Annotated in this window: 9 protein-coding genes; all 9 read left to right on the top strand. The window is 48.0% G+C overall.

Features of this window, described 5'->3' with window-relative positions:
- The first annotated feature begins 630 nt into the window (after positions 1-630).
- Positions 631-3,879 carry a SusC/RagA family TonB-linked outer membrane protein gene (locus D6024_RS25360; RefSeq protein WP_121357630.1) on the top strand — a complete coding sequence of 1,083 codons (3,249 nt, stop codon included), beginning with the start codon at positions 631-633 and terminating at the stop codon, positions 3,877-3,879.
- 45 nt (positions 3,880-3,924) lie between these two features.
- Entirely contained in the window at positions 3,925-5,661 is a 1,737-nt protein-coding gene (locus tag D6024_RS25355) for a RagB/SusD family nutrient uptake outer membrane protein (RefSeq protein ID WP_121357629.1), read from the top strand.
- Positions 5,662-5,794: 133 nt separating this feature from the next.
- Positions 5,795-6,496, top strand: a complete 702-nt coding sequence (locus tag D6024_RS25350) for an endonuclease/exonuclease/phosphatase family protein (RefSeq protein ID WP_121357632.1) — start codon at positions 5,795-5,797, stop codon at positions 6,494-6,496.
- Between the two features lie 20 nt (positions 6,497-6,516).
- A complete protein-coding gene (locus tag D6024_RS25345; protein ID WP_121357628.1) occupies positions 6,517-9,048 on the top strand; it encodes a bifunctional YncE family protein/alkaline phosphatase family protein in 2,532 nt (843 codons plus the stop codon).
- Positions 8,987-11,149 carry a TonB-dependent receptor family protein gene (locus D6024_RS25340; protein ID WP_162945025.1) on the top strand — a complete coding sequence of 721 codons (2,163 nt, stop codon included), beginning with the start codon at positions 8,987-8,989 and terminating at the stop codon, positions 11,147-11,149. Before D6024_RS25345 ends, D6024_RS25340 begins: the two co-directional genes overlap by 62 nt.
- Positions 11,150-11,843: 694 nt before the next feature.
- Positions 11,844-15,023 carry a TonB-dependent receptor gene (locus tag D6024_RS25335; RefSeq protein WP_121357626.1) on the top strand — a complete coding sequence of 1,060 codons (3,180 nt, stop codon included), beginning with the start codon at positions 11,844-11,846 and terminating at the stop codon, positions 15,021-15,023.
- 128 nt (positions 15,024-15,151) lie between these two features.
- On the top strand, positions 15,152-17,146 hold the full coding sequence (locus D6024_RS25330; protein WP_121357625.1) for a phosphatidylinositol-specific phospholipase C/glycerophosphodiester phosphodiesterase family protein: 1,995 nt from the start codon (positions 15,152-15,154) through the stop codon (positions 17,144-17,146).
- Positions 17,147-17,220: 74 nt separating this feature from the next.
- Positions 17,221-17,457, top strand: a complete 237-nt coding sequence (locus D6024_RS25325; protein WP_121357624.1) for a hypothetical protein — start codon at positions 17,221-17,223, stop codon at positions 17,455-17,457.
- Between the two features lie 1,851 nt (positions 17,458-19,308).
- Positions 19,309-19,605: a helix-turn-helix domain-containing protein gene (locus D6024_RS25310; RefSeq protein ID WP_162945024.1), complete on the top strand. Its 297-nt coding sequence runs from the start codon at positions 19,309-19,311 to the stop codon at positions 19,603-19,605.
- Positions 19,606-19,914: the final 309 nt, after the last annotated feature.

Here is a 19,914-nt window from a genome sequence, read left to right as displayed (position 1 = left end):
TCGAGCGCTTCGACCTTCGATACATCGTAGATGAAGGGAGCAGTAGGATAGCTGACCGGACGATTGTCGAACACCATCACTCAAAATGGTCCTTAGTATAAATATCGCAAAATCAATATTTTAGCTGACAAAACATGATCAATTCTTGTAATAAGGTGTTCGATAACTGTTCGGTCAGCTCCACCTGACGGTGCAAATGCTTGACTGCTTTATGCTGCAAAACTGTGAGAACAGTTTAAACAGAACGTTATCAAACCATCACGTCAACGTGAATTGATTGGCCAAGTGTGCGCTACTTAAAATCATTCGATCTTGGTCTTCTGGTGAGCTCCTTCGCCGTTCTTGGTTCGATTTGCCGGATGAAAGAGATGATGCCCCGTCAGAAGCCGTTGAAGCAACCTTCTTTATTTGGTAACAAAGAGTTAATTCCACAACTTCTACGGCATTCCTAATTTGCGGCTCCTTAACCAACAGATCAAAGTATGAAGCCATAGCAACCATTTCGTTTCGCAATGAGCTTCTTTCAAAAGAAGTGGTAAACACTTTAGCGTAATCCAAAAACATCACGCTTGCTATTGAAAAAACAGCCCCGTTTGGGGAGAGGAATTGTATTGTCTAAATCAAAATAAAATGAAACAATTTTATTCATTTCTTCTTTGCTTTTTTGTCCTGTTGGGACCAGGGAGCAAAACCTTCGCACAACAACACCCGCCGGCAATAAAGGGCAGGGTGAAAACGGAAACCGGAGACGCGTTACCCAATGTAACGGTTACGGTGCAAAACAAAACGGGCGACTTTTCAGCAACAAGTCAAACCAACGCAGCGGGTGATTTCATCATCAATAATGTAAAACCCGGCGAAACCTACACGTTTACGTTTACGTACGTAGGTTATGATAAAAAGGTCGTTACCGCTACGGCCAGCCAACAAGGCGAAACCATCAATTTGCCTGTACAGCTCACCACCGGCGAAAACGCCTTAAGTCAGGTGGTGGTCGTTGGATACGGTACCCAGCGCAAGGTCAACTTAACCGGTGCGGTGGACCAGGTTGGCAGCGAATATTTTGAAGACCGGCCCCTGCCCAATGTTGCCCGTGGCTTGCAGGGGGTGATCCCGAACCTGAATATCAAAATCACGGATGGCAAGCCAACACGCAGTCCGTCTTTCAACATCCGGGGTGTTACCTCTATTGGTTCCGGCGGCAGTGCGCTGGTGCTGATCGACGGTGTGCCCGGTGATCCCGGTACGGTCAATCCAAACGACATTGAAAGCGTATCGGTGTTGAAAGATGCCTCTTCTGCTGCCATCTACGGGGCCCGTGGTTCATTCGGCGTGGTACTGATCACCACCAAGTCAGCAAAAAAGGACAAGGTGCAGATTAGCTACAACACGAATTATTCCATTAATCAACGAACGTTTACACCGGACTTGGTGAACAACGGTTACCTCTGGGCCAAAAACTTCGACGAGGCCTTTTATTCATGGAACGATTACCTCTCGCATCCGCAATCCATCAACTCACAGTTGGAGTTTTCCATGGCTTACCTGGACTCACTGAAGTACCATGATGAACATCCGGGGCTCCCGCAGGTGACCGTCAATCCTGCTACCGGCAAATACCAGTACTACGCAAACACAGACTGGTTCAGGGAACTCTATAAAGACAACAACACGTCGATGGAACACTCGCTGAGTGTCTCCGGGGGTTCGGATAAAATAAATTACCTCATCTCCGGGAGGTATTACCACCAGGATGGAATTTTCCGGTACAACACGGATAATTTTAACCGCTACAACCTGCGGGTGAAAGGAAGTGTGAAGGTAACCGACTGGCTGACGCTGAACAGCAATTCCGATTTTTCCAGTTACAATTACAAATATCCGTTGACCTCTGTTGGTGGTGTCAACGCCGTGTGGCGGCTGATGGCGGTGACAGCTTTTCCGGTATCGCCGATGCTCAACCCGGATGGCTCCATGAGCATTGTCGGTGCTTATTCCATCGGTGATTTTTATTATGGAAAGAGCTATTCCACCACAAGGCAAAACTTTCTTCGCAACACGGTCGGATTCAACGCAGCCGTAATCAAAAACAGGCTGAATCTAAAAGGCGATTTTTCTTTTCTCTACACCAATTCCAGCGAGCAGCGCCGTTTCTTTACCGTTCCGTACAGCATAGGCCCGGATAAAGACATTACCTCGGGTTTAAATTATTTGTCCAACAACGGCACCACCGAGAACTATCTCGTTGGCAACATTTACGGCGAATACAACCAGAGCTTTGGTCCGCACAACGTGAAACTGTTGGGTGGATTGAACCTCGAGAAGGATCAGGTAAAAAACCTGTTTGCACAAAGAGATGGTTTGTTGGTGGATAATCTCACGGATTTCAACCTTGCTACCGGCCAGAATTATACCTTGAGAGGCGGCGGTTCCGAGTGGGCCACATCCGGCCTTTTCTACCGTGCCAATTATAATTTCAAAAGCAAATATCTGCTCGAGCTGAACGGCCGTTATGATGGATCGTCCAAGTTTCCGGCCAGCCAGGCCTTTGGCTTCTTTCCTTCCGCTTCTGCCGGATGGAAAATATCGGAAGAACATTTTATGGAACCAACCCGCAACTGGCTGGATAACCTGAAACTGCGGGCTTCTTATGGTTCGCTCGGTAACGGAAACATTTCACCCTATACCTTCATGCAGACCATTTCATCGGCCACATCTTCGGTGATCATGGGCGGTGTGTTTCCCAGCTATTTTCAACAGCCGGCTGTTGTGCCAACAGGCCTCACCTGGGAAAAGGCCACCACCTTTGACCTGGGTGGTGATGTGGAATTGTTGAAAAGAAAACTAAAACTGACTTACGATTGGTATCAGCGAAACACCACCGGAATGATCACCGCCGGCCAGCCGCTGCCCGCCACCTTTGGTGCTTCCGTACCCAAAGGCAACAATGCAGACCTGGTCACAAAAGGATGGGAGCTTTCCCTCGACTGGTCCGATCACATCGGCCGCCGCAAGCCCTTCTCCTATAACCTGCGTGTGACGCTTGCCGATAACATTTCTCACATTACCAGGTTTTACAACCCCAATAAGCTTTTGTCAACCTATTATGTCGGCCAACAGCTGGGCGATATCTGGGGCTTCCAGACAGAAGGGTTTTTTACTTCCCAGGATGAAATCGCTAAGCATGCCGATCAAAGCTATTTTGTGGTGAGTAACGCCAACAAACTGCTGCCCGGCGACATCAAGTTTGCCGACCTGAACGGCGATGGAAAAGTAAACAGAGGGAAGAATACACTGGATGATCCCGGTGACCAGAAGATCATTGGTAATTCCTCGATCCGTTTTCCGTATGGTGTCACCGGTAACATGGACTGGAACAATCTTTCGCTTTCTTTCTTCTTCCAGGGCGTGGGCAAACGGGATTGGTTCCCTTCCACGGAAGCGGCGTATTTCTGGGGGCAATACAACCGTCCCTATAGCTTCCTGCCGGCATTTAATTTAAATCGCTGGACGGAAGACAACCCAAGCCAGGACGCCTACTTCCCACGCTATCGCGGGTATGTGGCCCTTTCCGGTAGCAGAGAACTGGCTGTGGCGCAAACCCGCTATTTGCAAAATGCCAGCTATGTGCGGCTCAAAAACCTCACCATTGGTTATACACTTCCGCGAAGCATGATGCAAAAACTGAAGCTTTCGTCGGTGCGTGTTTATCTCACAGGGCAAAACCTCTGGACCTACTCACGCATGTTCAAGATCACAAAGAACTTCGATCCGGAAGTGATCGAAGGTTCCGATCCGGAAATCAACGGCGGTGGTGGCGATGGCTTCTCTTACCCCATGCAAAAAACCTATACGCTTGGGGCAAGCATCAATTTCTAAAAGAGAAAACGAACAAGAAAACACATTCATCAATCCTAAACAAGTATGAAAAAAATATTTTTCGTGGTGATGGCCCTGGCAGGCCTGACCTCCTGTAAAAAATACCTGGATCTTGGACCACTGGATAAATTAACGCCGGAACAGGCGTTTGCTAATGAGAACAACCTTCAGTTATACGTGAATTCTTTTTATTCCCTGCTTCCCGACGGGCCGGCCATCTACAAAGGTGACGTGATGGCCGACATTACCGTGCCCAATGCGGTACCCAGCTATATCTCGGGCAAATTCTCCGCCTCCGATGCCGGTGGCTGGAACTGGGGAAGCCTGCGCAACATCAATTATTTCCTGGAGCATTACGACAATCCTTCCATTCCGCAAAAGGCAAGGAACCATTATGCCGGAATCGCCAAATTTTTTCGGGCCTATTTCTATTACAACATGGTGAAGCAGTTTGGCGATGTGCCCTGGTACAATCACGCCATGGACCCAACTGATTCGGCTTTGTACAAACCCCGTGACGCACGTACGCTGGTGATGGACTCGGTGCTGGCCGACATCAATTTTGCCTGTGAGAACATTTACAGCCCAAAGGACAATTCTGCTACACAAATCACCAAATGGGTGGCACTGGCACTAAAGTCCAGAATCTGTTTGTTTGAAGGCACGTTCCGGAAATACCACACCGAACTTTCACTGGGCACATCAGCCAATCAATGGTTGCAGGAAGCGGTGAATGCAGCTGACCTTCTGATCAGTAGCGGACAGTATCGCCTGCAAAACACCGGCAACCCCGATAAAGATTACCGTTCACTTTTCATCAGTGAAAGCCCGGTTTCCACCGAAGTGCTGCTGGCTGCCGTTTACAACAACACCTTGCGCAAATGGCACGACGCCGCCTGGTGGTACAACAGTGCTACTTTGGGTGCACGGCTTGGCCTGTCAAAAACCTTCGTGAATACCTATTTGAACATCGATGGTACGCCGTTTACGGCTATGCCTGGATACGACACGCTTCAATTCCAAACAGAAGTCAAAAACAGGGACAGACGTTTGATCCAAACCATCCGCACGGGTTTTTACAAACGCAGCGATGGCACTACCGCACTGCCCGACTTTAATGTAACGTATTCCGGTTACCAGATCGTCAAATTTTCACTGGACGACAAATACTTCGACACCCGCACCGAAAGCTATAATTCTATTCCCGTTATCCGTTATGCAGAAGTGTTGCTGAATGATGCAGAAGCCAAAGCGGAACTGGGCAGTTTCTCGCAGGCTGATTGGGACCTGACTGTCGGCGCACTCAGAAAGCGTGCAGGCATCGCCAATCCAGTCATGCCAGCGGCTGTTGATTCGTACATGCAAACAAAATTCTTTCCCGATATTACCAACGCGGTGCTCATGGAGATCCGCAGGGAAAGAGGCATTGAACTGGCCGCGGAAGGCTACCGTTACGATGACCTGAAACGGTGGAAGGCGGGTAAATTACTCGAACGGGTGTATGACGGTCTCTATGTGCCCGCCAAAAATCAATTGCTGGACCTGAATGAAGACGGTAAGCCGGATGTGAGCTTTGTGGATCAACTGCCGGCCAACAGGGTCAGTGGAGTGGTGTATTTCCTGCTCGATAACAATACCAAAAAGCTCTCGCAGGGTGATAAGGGAAACCTGCTTTGGTTAAGTAATACACCAAAGACCTATGAAGACAAAAAATACTTTTATCCCATTCCTTACAACGAAACCATCCTCAATCCGAAGCTGCAACAGAACACAGGTTGGTAACGAAGAATGATTAAAAATGATGAGACAAACCAGAAACGGATGGCTTCTCTTTGTTTGCTGGCTATTGGTGCTGTCCTGCAACCAGCAATTAACAGCAGAGAAGACAAGCAACAAGGCTACCTTAATCAGGATCATGTCCTACAACATTCACCACGCCAACCCTCCTTCGAGGGTTGGCCTGATTGATCTGGACGCGATTGCCAACGTGATCAACAGGGAAAAGCCGGATCTGGTGGCCGTGCAGGAAGTGGACGTGCATACCAGCCGTTCCGGAAAAGAAGTCAGCGAAGCCGCAGTCCTCGCGAACAAAACCGGCATGAAGGCCTATTTTGCCAAATCGATCCATTACGATGGTGGTGATTACGGTGTTTTAATTTTGTCCCGTTTGCCCATCAGCAATGCAGAGACGCACCGGTTGCCAACGGCCAGTGGCACAGACGGAGAACCCCGCGTGCTGGCAACGGCTGAAGTGGAGGTGATGGGCCGAAAACTGCTTTTTGCCTGCACGCACCTGGATGCGCAACGGGCAGACACCAACCGCTTTTTGCAGATCAACACCATTGCGGAGATCCTGCAAAAAGAAAAGCTGCCGGTAGTGATGGGTGGTGATTTCAATGCAGAAGCGGGAGGAAGCGTGATCGATGTGCTTGATCAGCATCTCACCCGCACCTGCACGACAAACTGCGGTTTTACCATTCCTTCGGATCAGCCAGGGAAAACCATTGACTTTATCGCATTCACACCGGGAGCATTTGACGTCAAGGAACAGAAAGTGATCAATGAGCCTTACGCCTCGGATCATTTACCCGTTACCGCAACACTCCGGTTTCATTAAACAATGTTGAAACAAACCGTATGAAAAGAATTACTATCCTCCTTGTATTTCTGCAAACAATTGGACAGATGACGTTTGCCCAGCAATTGAATGAAATTGAAAAAAAGCGGGTGAAACTCCCCAACGGCTGGAGCCTTACGCCGGTAGGGCGACAATTGCCTTTAGGTGATCTGCCGCTGAATATCGCCGTCAGCCGTTCGCAACGTTACCTGGCTGTTACCAACAACGGGCAAAGCACTCAATCCATTCAGTTGGTGGATGTGAAAACAGAAATGGTTTTGGATAACAAGATCATTGGAAAAAGCTGGGGGGGGCTTGTTTTTAGCAGCGATGAAAAATTTCTGTATGCTTCCGGTGGGAATGACAACTGGATTTTGAAATATGCCATCAACCATGGAAAGCTAACCACCGTTGATACAATCACACTGGGAGCGCCATGGCCCAATAAAATCTCTCCCGCAGGGATCACCCTCGATGACCAGCGGCAGGTGCTGTACGTGGTGACCAAAGAAGACAACAGCCTGTATGTGTTTGACCTGAAAACAAAATCGATCAAACAAAAACTCCCCTTGGGCGGTGAGGCCTATACCTGTCTTTTATCGCCCGATAAAAGGGAGTTGTACATCAGCGGATGGGCCATGGATAAGATTCTGGTTTATGATACCTGGAGACAAAAGCTGATCGACAGCGTAGCCGTCAGCGACAACCCCAACGATCTTTTTCTTTCGTCCACGGGAACCTACCTCTATGTTTCCAATGCCAACGACAACAGTGTATCGGTAATTGATATTAAAAAGCGCAAATTGCTGGAAACGCTAAATGCAGCGTTGTATGCCACAAGACTGAGCGGTTCCACCACGAACAGTGTGGCGCTTAGCAGTAACGAAAAGACCCTCTACATTGCAAACGCGGATAACAATTGCCTGGCTGTTTTTGATGTGAGCCGTCCCGGGAAAAGCACCTCCAAAGGCTTTATCCCGACCGGCTGGTATCCGACTTGTGTGCGGATTGCCGGAAACAAAATTTTCGTCACCAACGGAAAAGGACTGGCACCGTTTGCGAATCCCAAAGGCCCGAACCCAAGCGTGAAAAAAGAGCCTGTCGTCTTACACGAAGGTATCGCCAACAAGCCTGATGAAGTTCAGTACATCGCCGGCATGTTCAAGGGGGCGTTGAGCATCATTGATCTGCCTTCGGAAAAAGCGCTGGCAGCTTATTCGCAGGCCGTGTATCGCAACATCCCATATCACCTGGAAGACGAACGGATCACCGAAGGAGAAGAGGACAATCCCGTTCCTAGAAAGGTGGGTGAAAAATCACCCATCAAACATGTGTTCTACCTGATCAAAGAAAACCGGACTTACGACCAGGTATTGGGTGATTTGCCCCAAGGCAACGGTGACAAAAGCCTGGTGTTGTTTGGTGAAAAGATCACACCGAACCAGCATGCGCTGGCCAAACAGTTTGTGCTTCTCGATAATTTTTACGTGGACGGCGAAGTGAGTTCGGACGGCCACAACTGGAGCATGGGGGCGTATGCCACCGACTTTCTGGAGAAGAACTGGCCTTCGCACTATGGCCGTAGAGGCAGTTCGGAAGCCTCGTCCGGTTTACGGGCCGTGGCAAATAATAAGGACGGATTCATCTGGGATAATGCCAATCGGTCGGAAGTCAGTTTCCGGACGTATGGCGAGTTTTCCAACAATCAATTTCTACCGCAGATACCGGTGTTGAAAAATCACCTGTGTCCTTACTTTCCCAGCTTCAACGGAAGCATCCGGGATACCGCCCGCTTTGGTTTGTTTAAACGGGAGTTTGATTCTTTGCTGGCCGTGAACGCAGTACCGCAACTGGTCACCATCAAGTTTCCCAATGATCATACAGAAGGTACGGCCGTCGGAAGACCAACACCGTTTGCGCACGTGGCCGACAATGATCTTGCCGTGGGCATGCTGGTGGAATACCTGAGCAAGAGTCCTATCTGGAAGGAGAGCGTGATCTTCATCCTTGAAGACGATGCGCAAAACGGGCCGGATCATGTGGATGCTCACCGGTCCACAGCTTACGTGGCAGGTGGCTTTGTCAAGCGAGGGTTTGTTGATCACACGATGTATTCGACCAGCTCCGTATTGCGTACCATCGAATTCATCCTGGGTATGCCGCCCATGACACAATACGATGCGGCCGCTACACCGATGTGGCGCTGCTTTGCCAAAGAGCCGGACCGTAGCGGATTTATGTCGTTGCCTGCGGAGGTAGATTTGAACGAAAAAAATGGAGGTGACAACAAGCTTACCCGGCTGTCCAACAAGCTGGATTTCTCCAACGAAGATCGTGTGCCCGACCCGGTCCTGAATGAAATTCTCTGGAAGTATGTGCATGGTGAGAATTCAACGATGCCGGTACCCGTTAGAGCCGCTTTCTTCAAAGGGAAGGATCAAAAAGAAGAAGACGATGATAAAAAAACGTTGGCTGTTTCACCGACAGGGAATGAAACTATTCCTGCTTGCGGCAGGGTTGGAAGGTTGCATGGTGGCGGTTGCACAAGATGATTCCGCTCGTGTGCAGGCGTTGGAAAAGGTGGTGATCATTGGCTATAAGGCCATGAACGGCATTGGCCACTTGAATGAAATCAAGCCACCTTTCATCTTTACCGGCAAAAAGACCGAAGTGATTGTGGTGGACAGTATTGATGCCAACAAAGCGATCAACAATACCAGGCAGATACTGGGACGTATCCCGGGTTTGAACATCGTCGAGAGTGAAACAGGGGGCTTTGTGGCCAATGGCATTGGCATCAGGGGCCTCAACCCGGTACAGTCGCTGGAGCTGAACGTGCGTCAGAATGGCTACAACATTGTGGCTGATGTTTTCGGGTACAACGAAACCTATTATCTGCCGCCAATGGAAGCTGTGGAAAGGGTGGAAATAATCAAAGGCGCTTCTTCTTTGCAGTTTGGTTCACAGCTTGGGGGAATGGTAAATTATGTTCTCAAGGAAGGTTCGTCAAAAAAGCCTTCCTATTCCTCCATGAACACCGCCGGCAGTGGCGGATTGTTTAACAGCAATCATGCGATCAGCGGAGCGTCAGGAAAACTCCGTTATATTTCTTTTCTCAATTACCGGGTGATGCAGGGCTGGAGAGCCAATTCCCACCAGCAGCAACTGACCGGCTATGGAAACATAAAATACCAGGCTTCCAACAATCTCTCGATGGGGCTGGAATATTCCCTTTTACGCAACCAAATTAAAATGCCCGGCGGCTTGACCGATGCGCAATTTGCAGCAGACAGCCGGGCTTCCGTTCGTTCCCGCAACTGGGTGAAAAGCCCTTGGAATATTCTTTCGGCCAACATGGAGAAAAAGCTCAGCCAGAACACCTCTCTTTATTTGGGTACGACTTTTTTATCTGGCGAGCGAAGCCTCGTTTGGTTTAATGCACTGCCGGATGTGGCAGACAAAAATAACCCTGTGTCCGGAGCGTATGCAAACCGTGAAGTGGACAAAGAGATAATGAAAAGTACAGCCACAGAGCTCAGGCTTTCCCACAATTATCAATTTGGCAAAGTAAAGAATACGTTGGCGGCAGGGGCACGTTTTAGCTACGCAAGCTTCAAACGCAAAGAAGAAGCGCCGGGCACGAACGGAAGTGATTTTGACCTGACAACCACTGGTGAGTACGAGGAGCAATATAATTTTCAAACCATAAATCTCGCAGCCTTTCTGGAAAACAGGATTCAACTAAGTGACCGGTTCTCCATCAGCCCCGGCATTCGTCTGGAAACACTGGAAACGGAAGCGGAAGGAGAGGTTGAAATCAGCGGTGTGGAAAAGGAAGTCGAAGAGGAAAAAGAACGACAGTTTGTTTTGCTGGGTATTGGCCTGCAACATGAGGTGGCAAAACAGGCTACGGCGTATGGGAACATTACCCAGTCTTATCGTCCGGTGGATTATGCGCAGTTGCTGCCCCTGGGTTCTGTTTCAAAGGTTGACCCGGACCTCAAAGATCCAAAGGGCTGGAATGCTGACCTGGGCATCCGGGGAACAGTCAGGCAGTTTTTCAACTATGACATTAGCCTTTTTTATTTACGCTACAATGACCGGATCGGAACGGTGTTGAGGCAGGACGATGCCGGTAATGCGTATAGCTATCGCACCAATCTTGCGCAAAGCGTTCACAAAGGCGTGGAGAGTTACCTTGAACTGAATATTACGCGGGGGCTAAAGGTTAGCACCCGGCTTGGAAATCTGAGCCTGTATCATTCCTTTGCTTATACCGATGCCCGCTACACCAACGGTGAATTCAAGGGCAACCGGGTGGAATTTGCACCCCAATGGATCAGTCGCATTGGTCTGAGCTACGCCAAAAAATGGTTTTCCATTTCCCTTCAATTTTCGCATCAGTCCAAAGCCTATGGCGATGCGGCCAATAAGGAACACAGTAGCAACCCCGTGTTTGGTGTCATTCCTGCCTATTCGGTGATGGATTGGTCGATGACAGGAAATTGGAAGAAGTTTAAACTCAAAACGGGTATCAACAATTTGACCGATCAACGGTATTTCACCCAAAGGACGGACGAATACCCGGGGCCAGGACTCATTCCGTCTATTGGAAGAAGTGTTTATGTAGGCGTGGGTTGGGAGGTCTTCTGACAACAATAAACGGAGTCGCGGCGGTGCATGAATTGGTTATGTTGTTGGACAGAAAACATCAAACAGCGCAATGAGACTGCCGCCAGCTCATCTCAAGTTTTACTGTCTGCAAAAAAGACACACATGGAATTGCTGTTTTCAATTTTGAAATTCTCGTTATTTGTTTTTTTCTTTCTTGTATGGCTGTGCTTTCGAAAGGATAGTTTGCATGCAGATTAGCAATACTGCCAAGCAGCCCGGACTTCATCCGAAGATCTTAAACCGTGAATCGTTGCCTTCAGCAAAGTGACCAGGCGGTACGTAGGCCTCTTGTTTCCAAATTTATGAGGCAGAATGTTGTATGTCTATTGACGATGGATCATCGTTTATGCGTTTCATTTTGTCCTCCCTTCAATCTATAAGAAAGACCTGGCTAAACACATGTAGCCGATGGTTTGCGGGATCGTTTTGAATGAACAGGGGAGATTGAAAATCGTGAAAACAACATGCCTGGGGATGCAATGAATGTGCGGGCAAAATCTAAGCCCCAGGAAAGTCATTTGTAACACTCAAGGGCTTTCGAAGAGAAGTACCGAACGACTTTATTTTACTGTTATCTTTCTTTAACTTTTTTATTATCACTTTTGAATCAGAACAGATCCGTAATTGCTGATTTTATTTTTGCGCACAAACAGCTAAGTATAAATTAAACTGTATGAGACCAGCACGCTTTATGAGAGTACAGGCTACTCTTGTTTTCTTTTTATTTTTTTTCACGTCTTCCTTTTTTTTGCCGGGACATTTGTCTGCGCAGGGAAATGGTTCCAGCATTAGCGGCTTTGTGTATAGTGAAGATAAAAAGCCTGCCGACGGTGCTACGATCAACGCCACCAATACCACCAACGGCTTTACGGCAACCACCATCGCCGATAAAAAGGGCTATTTTATTTTGCGTGAACTGCCCGTGGGTGTGTATACCATTCAGGTAAGTGAGGTCAATGCTACGCCGCAGGTTTTAAAAGACAATACGTTGAACTTCGGTGACCACCTCGTGCTGCAGCAAATTGTGTTGAGCAACAAAAATAATACGCTGTCCGAGGTGGTGGTGAAGTCAAACAGCTTTACCAACAGTGTCGACCGTCTTGGAACGGGAACAGCTATTACCAGCCGTACGCTGCAAAAGATCCCAATCGCTACACGCAATTATACGGACCTGATGTTTTTGTCTCCCTTGGCAAGTGGCAATACCTTGGCTGGTGCCAAAGCCGGCGGTACAGGTTATATGCTTGACGGCGTAAGTAACCGGCGTGCAACCTTTGGTGGTGTTACGGATGCAGCTTTCTCCATTTCGTCGGAAATCATTCGCGAATTTGAAATTGCGACGAATGCCTACGATGTCACAGCCGGCCGTGGTTCCGGTGGACTGGTAAGAGCCATTACCAAATCGGGAACCAATACATTCTCCGGTTCTGCATGGGGCTATTACGGCGGCAATGCGCTGGCGGCCAAAAAAGACGTCAATGGAAACAAACTGACGACGAAATACGAGGTCGGCCAGTTTGGTGCATTGTTCGGTGGCCCGATCGTAAAAGATAAATTGCATTATCTTGTTTCGTACGACCAATACACCAACACCATTCCGTTCCGTGCCTACGATTTTACTTTTTCGGGTGCTACCCACGACCAAGCAGAGAAAAATCTGGGGATTACCGAAGCCAATCTTCAACGTATTGTTGACATCATGCAAAAGCAGTTTGGTTTTCCCGTCATGCAGCAATACGGTGCCGTCGACATTGTGCAGAAAACGCAGAATGCCTTTGCAAAAATTGACTGGAATATCAACCGGAAAAACCTGCTGACATTCAAATACAATTACCTGCATTTTGTTGATCCGAACAAGTTAAAAGGCAGTGGACTTCTCAGCACGCAGTATACCGGTGTGGAAGTGGACCATTCGGCCATGGCAAGCCTTCGCAGCGAGTTGAGCGCAAGAACCACCAATGAACTCAAAGTGCAGTTCAGCACGTACCGCAAGTTTTTGACCTTTTTGGGCAACAGGGTGCCGGAGGGTTTTGTCACTGTCACTTCCACGTTTGCCGATAGCAGCAAGGGCACCAAGACCGTTGCCTTTGGAAACCAGAACTGGGTGCCGGAGCGGGACGCCTCCAACGTGATCCAACTCGTGGATTACCTGCGTTACAAAGCAGGCAATTTGAACTTTGTTTTCGGAACCGATAACAACATCAACTTTATCTCCGACCAGTTGACTCACGACCAGCAGGGACAGTTTTATTACAACAGCATTGCGGACATGGCGGCCAACAACCCTTACCGGTTCAACCGGAAAATTCCGCTGAACGGCGATAACCCAAGGGTCAACATTCCGTTGCTTGAATTGGGTGCGTTTGCACAAATGGAAACCAATCTCCGCCCGAACCTGAACCTGACGGTTGGTCTTCGTTGGGACGGACAAATTATTGGCAATGCGCCAACCTACAATGCGCAACTGGATAAGGACCTCGGCCTGAATACGCATGTGGTGCCTTTTGATGCAAAAAATATCCAGCCACGTGCCAACCTGGTCTGGGATGTGCACAGCAACGGCCGCGATATTGTCAAATTCGGTGCCGGCCTTTTTGCTTCTGAATTGACCACACAGCCCATCACCTTCTCGCACATTGACAACGGGGTTGATTTCCGCCAGGTCGATATCCGAACCAATGTGCCCGTTCCAGACTGGCAGGCTTACCAAAAAGATTTCAACAAAGTGCCTGGTGTTGACTACTACAAATCGCTTGGCACCACCCAACCTGCCACGGTATTGGTTGTGGACAAAAACCTAAAAACGCCCTTAACCTTCAAAACCAATCTGAGTTATTATCACTACGTCAATAGCTGGTTCCGTGTGGGTGCCAACCTGTATTACAACAATACGCGGGACAATTTCTACCTCTATGACGTTAACCTGAAACGCAGACCGGAGTTTGTGACCAACGAGGGTCGCGACGTTTATGTGCCGGCAAGTACACTGACCCCAACGGGCACCGGCAGTCAGCCAATTCTGGCCAATTCACGGATCTCTTCAAACTTCAACCAGGTGCGCTTTTTTACCAACGCCGACTGGGCTTCCAGGTACTGGGGTGCAGTGGTAGAAGCAGCCGCACAAATGGGCAAAGCCGGTTCGTTGAACGTATCGTACGCTTACGGCAAGGCCACCGGTACGCCGCCCTATGACAGCGGTGACCCGCGCAATGCCAACTTCAGCGTGGGTGCGTCTTACTGGGACTATGCGTCCTATGGCAGAAATTGGTCGAGCGATGGCGATCAGCGGCACAAACTGGTGGCACTCTTTCTTAGCCCAACCTTCCACGGCTTTAGCATCAGTTCTTCTTTCCAGGCTTACCAGAATGCACACTACACTGTGAACGTCAACAAAGATGTTATCGGTGAAGGAAATGACGGGCAGGACCTGGCTTATATCTTCGATCCGAACGACCCGAAAACACCTGCTGACATCGCCGCCGGCATGAAAACCTTATTGGATAAAACAAGTCCTGAGTTCCGGAAGTTTTTGCAAGCCAACTTTGGAAAGTTTGCACCGTACAACGGAGGGTTGATGCCCTGGCGGACGCAATGGAACCTGAGTGCTGCCTATGACCTGAAAGTCAGAGGAACCAGCAAGGTGACCTTTCGTGCCGATATCTTCAACTTGTTGAATCTGTTGAATTATAAATGGGGGTATTACAATCAAATTGTCAATACGACTTTGTATAACCTGACCGGTTTTGATGCAGCAGCCAACTCGTTCAAGTATTCGGTCAATACCAATGCCGGCGCTAAAACAAAAGGAGCCAGTTATTATTCGGTGCAGTTTGGCGTTCGATACAGTTTTTAAACATACACGCATACTCCCTCGGGCATTTTCCCACCGTACGATTTTTTCGGCCGGTGGGAAATGTTTTTTAAAAGCAGAACTTCAGCACCGGTTGCAGTTTTACCTGAACATATTTTTCCTTTAAACCAATGAAAAAAGCGATCGTTCTTTTATTTGTATTTTGGGAATTTACCCTGTGTGCACAACCGCAGTCCTACACCGTTGCCAATGCCCACTCGCACAATGATTATGAGCAGCCAGCGCCATTTTGGACGGCCTATCAGGAAGGCTTTGGTTCTATTGAAGCAGATATCTTTTTGCATCACGATTCATTGCTGGTAGCGCATGATTCGAGTGAATTATCACTGCATCGCAGCTTAGAACTATCTTATCTGAAACCATTAGCCGCTTGCATCAAGAGAAACAATGGTTCTGTCTTCCCAGACAAGAAAAAACAGCTCCAGTTGCTGATTGACATCAAAACAGATTCAATCGCTACGTTAAACGAGTTGATTCAAACACTGCGCAAGTTCCCCGCGCTAATCAACACCCGATCTTTGGAGGTTGTGATCTCCGGTAACCGTCCGGAGCCCACGCATTTTAACGCCTATCCTTCATTCATTCGCTTTGATGGCGTGCTTTCGCAGGAATATTCACCTGCGGAACTAAATCGAGTTGCCATGCTCAGCGATAACATGGCTGATTATGTTCACGGCAAGACGATCACAGACAAGGAATGGCAGCGTCTGCAGGCTGTCGTTAAAAAGGCGCATGCAGCAAAAAAGACGGTGCGTTTCTGGGGCACACCGGACAATATGGACATATGGCAAACGCTGATGTCTTTGCAGGTTGACTACATCAACACGGATCATGTCAATGCACTAGGGCAATTTCTGCGTGGTGATACCATTGCTGTGGTGGGAAAACCGCTGCCGTCATGGCGGCAGGGGTATCTTGATCTGCACCACATCAACACCGGACGTGGCAATGCAGCCTACTATATTTTTCCCGACAGTACCACCATGCTCTTCGATGCGGGAGAAGAAGACCCGACGGAGCTAAGAACGATGTCGGCCCGCAATTCAGCCATTCGTCCGAACGACAGCAAACTTCCGTTTCAGTGGATTTACCACTACATGAAAAACGTGACACCATTTGCGGATCTTCATCTGGATTATGCCGCTATTTCTCACTTTCATGAAGATCATTTCGGCGGCTGGTACGCAACGGCGCCGCAGTCAAAGCACGGACACTATGTGCTTTCCGGCATTACCGGTATCAGTGAATTGATTCCGATCCATCATTTTCTTGACCGGGGCTATCCGCGGTATGATTTTCCGGTTCCGTTTGAAAAGCTCATGAACAGAGCCAATGCAAAGGGCAGCAAATATGATAAAACGGTGCAGAATTATTTGCAATGGGTAAAAACAACAGCAGAATCGGGTACCGTGATAGAAAGGTTCAAAGCCGGGACAAGAAACCAGATCGTTTTGCAGCACGACGCAAAATCGTTTCCACAGTTTTATGTGCAGCAGGTAAAGTCAAACGGTGATATCTGGACAGGGAAAGATTCAGCAACCCTTCAGTGTTTTCCATCTATTGATTCGGCGAATACCAAAACATGGCCCGATGAAAACAGCTTGAGCCTTGTGTTCACCATCAATTATGGTCCGTTCCGGTACTATACCGGCGGCGATTGCGCCGGCAATGTTTTTTACGGCGATGCGCCCTGGCGGGATGTGGAAACACCGGTAGCAAAAGCCATTGGCGAGGTGGATGTCGCCACCATGGATCACCATGGCAACCGTGATGCGGTGAACGAATTTCAGATCAAGACCTTTAAACCAAAAGCCTGGATCGAACAAGTCTGGTCGTCTGATCATCCGGGCCACGAAGTGTTGATCCGGTTAACAACACCTTATTTGTACAAAACCCAGAGGGACCTTTTTGCCACCAACATGCTGGAAGCAAACAAACTGGTGATTGGGCCGCTGATTGACAATGCTTACAAAAGCCAGCAGGGACATATTGTCGTACGAGTATTGCCCGGTGGAAACGATTACTATATTATCATTCTGGACGATAGCACCCCTGATATGGCGGTGAAGAACATATTCGGGCCTTATCGTTCAAAGCCAAAATGAATAGCGGCAAATTGAGGATGTAAACGGTTCGTGTGAGAACCGAATAACCATTCAGCTATCCAAAAGGTTATAGGATGAAAAAAGTAGTGGGCGACCTTCTCCAAATGACAGGCGCAATTAAGGGAAGGATTCAAATCGAACCTGCGCCTGAACGTCGGCAAGCAGGTCTTCAATCTTCAGTTGCATCTCCTCTTCAAGATTTTGAAACTTTTGAGTCAGAGATTGGCCGGGGTAAAAGCGACCATTCACAACCCTGCCTCCATAATTTTTTCGTCAATAGACTCGGTCTGAACATTCCCGATGATTGGTGAACAGCAAGTGTTCGTTCCTTGTCACGCCAGCAAAATTGATAAAGCCACATTTGCATTTGCTTGCGTCAAAGCTTAACATTGAAATCCTGCACCCTGTATTAAATTAGTGTTACTAAACTGTTATTCACATGGGTAATCGGACACCGCAGAAGCTCACCCGAAAACAGGCTCGCCTACAGGTAAGCCAGGCACTTTTCTCCTTGACAGATTTGGAGCACACATTGGGGAAAAAGAAGTTCAAGCGCAGAATGCAAAAAGTGGAGAAGATTTTACTTGCAGGTATTCGCAAGGCGAAAAAGGAAAAAGAACCCCGACCGGCAGCGTCAGTCTTCGAAATTTGATTTATGTATGACAACCCGAGAGAATCTTTCGATTGTTATTAGAACGTCGGTGGGTGTTATCCCGCTTCTTTATCATTACGAGGCCTGCCATTTGCCGCAGGCTTTTTCTTGAAAACAACTTCTGTAACCATACCTGTTCGTTTCTCCTTCAGGCGGGTATTGTTAATCTAACGCAGGTTTGCACTTTACTCCGGGATTTTCACCGTATTGGTTTTTCAATGACGGTTGAAGAGGTCTTTTTTGAGGATGACGCTAGCGATCCACTGAACTGGCGCAGGCAATGTCAATTTCTGTTTCCGAAAACACGCCGCAAAGAATGGTATCCACTTCTTCTACAACAAAAGGGTAGGTGTATTGGATAATTTTTAAAACGGAAACGGAAGGGAATTGCAGGCAGCTAATTTTCCAATGTTGTCGTAATTCGGGAGGCCGGTCAAAAAAAATTTCGGGACTGGTGCCCTGTTCTGCAAACTGTTCTTGGTATTCTTTCGAGGCGGCACCATAAAGATCAACGGAATCGCTGCTGCCATTCAGGGCGGTGTTTTTAGCAAAGTAGGGGCCAGTCCCAGCTTGTGCACCATTTTGCAAGCGGTGTAATCGGGTCCGTCATGCCGCCCTGCACAAAAACGGTTTTGATCTTCTGCAGGTCCTTGTCAATCAACAAATCGGAGCAAAACACTGCCATGTCGTACCGGTCCCTGTACACGGCGACCGCATAATCGTTGGCCAGGTTGAGTTGTTGCAGGTAATGGTCTGAACGTTGTTGCAGCTTTTTCCCGACACAGTTCCTTCGGGCAAACCGCCTTTCAGGGCCAATTGCACAAGGGGATTGGATGAATACTACTGGATGAAAAAGCAGTCGTATTCGGGAAGATACAAGGCAATCTTGTGCATCTGTGTCCTCTGGTTGAGTGAGCCAACTAAAAAGAGAATTTTCTTTCGCTGATTTTTCATGCCTTGCCGAGAGATCGCTTTTCGATGCTAAAGTAGGTTCTCTGTTCCCGCTAGTGGTTATGGGAATATTAGCGAAGCTTTATCGAATTATTACGCTGAAGAACTGCATCATCTTGAAAAATTTCAACCGGCTACCGGTCCATCAAATACAGCATTAAGGCGATGACGGCAAAGCCAATCAGCATCACCACCCGAAGCAATGCTTTGCTGATTCTCTTTTTGCGGCGATAATTTTCTTGGGTTTTCATAAAGAGGTATATCATGCCGAAGTCAAAACATCCAACACCTGTGGAGGCCGGGTGCTTTGCCGGAAATTTAATTGAAATTGATTCTTTAAGATGAACAGAATGTCAAGTAATCATTACCCAAAGATCATTTTTAAATGGCGGCGGAAAGTATAAGATCAGAATGAACCCATCGTCTCGCTAAGTTTAAGTGCTCACTACTTTGCCTGAACATCGCAACGACGACTTAATGAATCATGAGCAAGTTCAATAGACGCGTTGTGGTAGGCCGTTCAGCAATTATTTACGTGGAGGCATAACAAAACTGAAACGTGGAGCGAATTATATTTCTTAGCGTTACTATGGTGCAGGAAGATGTAATTATTCAGATCAGTCAGCGCTTGCGGGACATGTGTACGGAAAAACGTGTCACGTTGCAGCAACTGGCCGATGCGGCAGGCATCACCAAGGGGGTGCTCTCGCAGATTGAAAACTGCCGCACCATTTCTTCATTGAACGTTTTGATAAGTTTAATCAAGGGCTTGGAGATTATTCTGGATGAGTTCTTCTCCAGCATTTATGTCAGGGATGGACAACAGAAAGTGATCGTCCGGAAAAAAGAAAATTAGCGGCCCTTTGAAAAAGAAAACACTAAAGAATTCACTTATCGGCGGCTCTTTTCCACGCAAGTTCAGGACTATCATCTCGATTTTGTATTGCTGACTCATTTACCGCATGCGGCCGGCCGAACGCACGGAAGCCTTCGAATTCAAATACGTTTTGAAAGGAAAAGTAGAATAGTCAATCGGCAATGAGGTTTATGTTTTGGAAGAAGGCGATTCCCTTTTCTTTGATGCAAGAAAGTTGCAAAATCCCAAAAACGCAGGTAGAGTCGATGCGGAGATGCTTGTTGTTTGCCTTTTGACGAAATCACATCC

The sequence above is a fragment of the Flavisolibacter nicotianae genome, from assembly GCF_003628535.1.
Taxonomy (GTDB): Bacteria; Bacteroidota; Bacteroidia; order Chitinophagales; family Chitinophagaceae; genus Flavisolibacter; species Flavisolibacter nicotianae.
The sequence above is the reverse complement of the archived record's forward strand: the minus strand, read 5'-3'. Positions and strand labels throughout refer to the sequence as shown.

What these genes read in the sequence shown, in the direction of transcription:
- D6024_RS25345 (WP_121357628.1), top strand. Translation starts at nt 6,517, where the DNA reads ATGAAAAGAATTACTATCCTCCTTGTATTTCTGCAAACAATTGGACAG.
- D6024_RS25335 (WP_121357626.1), top strand. Translation starts at nt 11,844, where the DNA reads ATGAGACCAGCACGCTTTATGAGAGTACAGGCTACTCTTGTTTTCTTT.
- D6024_RS25325 (WP_121357624.1), top strand. Translation starts at nt 17,221, where the DNA reads ATGAAAAAAGTAGTGGGCGACCTTCTCCAAATGACAGGCGCAATTAAG.
- D6024_RS25350 (WP_121357632.1), top strand. Translation starts at nt 5,795, where the DNA reads ATGTCCTACAACATTCACCACGCCAACCCTCCTTCGAGGGTTGGCCTG.
- D6024_RS25355 (WP_121357629.1), top strand. Translation starts at nt 3,925, where the DNA reads ATGAAAAAAATATTTTTCGTGGTGATGGCCCTGGCAGGCCTGACCTCC.
- D6024_RS25340 (WP_162945025.1), top strand. Translation starts at nt 8,987, where the DNA reads ATGAAACTATTCCTGCTTGCGGCAGGGTTGGAAGGTTGCATGGTGGCG.
- D6024_RS25330 (WP_121357625.1), top strand. Translation starts at nt 15,152, where the DNA reads ATGAAAAAAGCGATCGTTCTTTTATTTGTATTTTGGGAATTTACCCTG.
- D6024_RS25360 (WP_121357630.1), top strand. Translation starts at nt 631, where the DNA reads ATGAAACAATTTTATTCATTTCTTCTTTGCTTTTTTGTCCTGTTGGGA.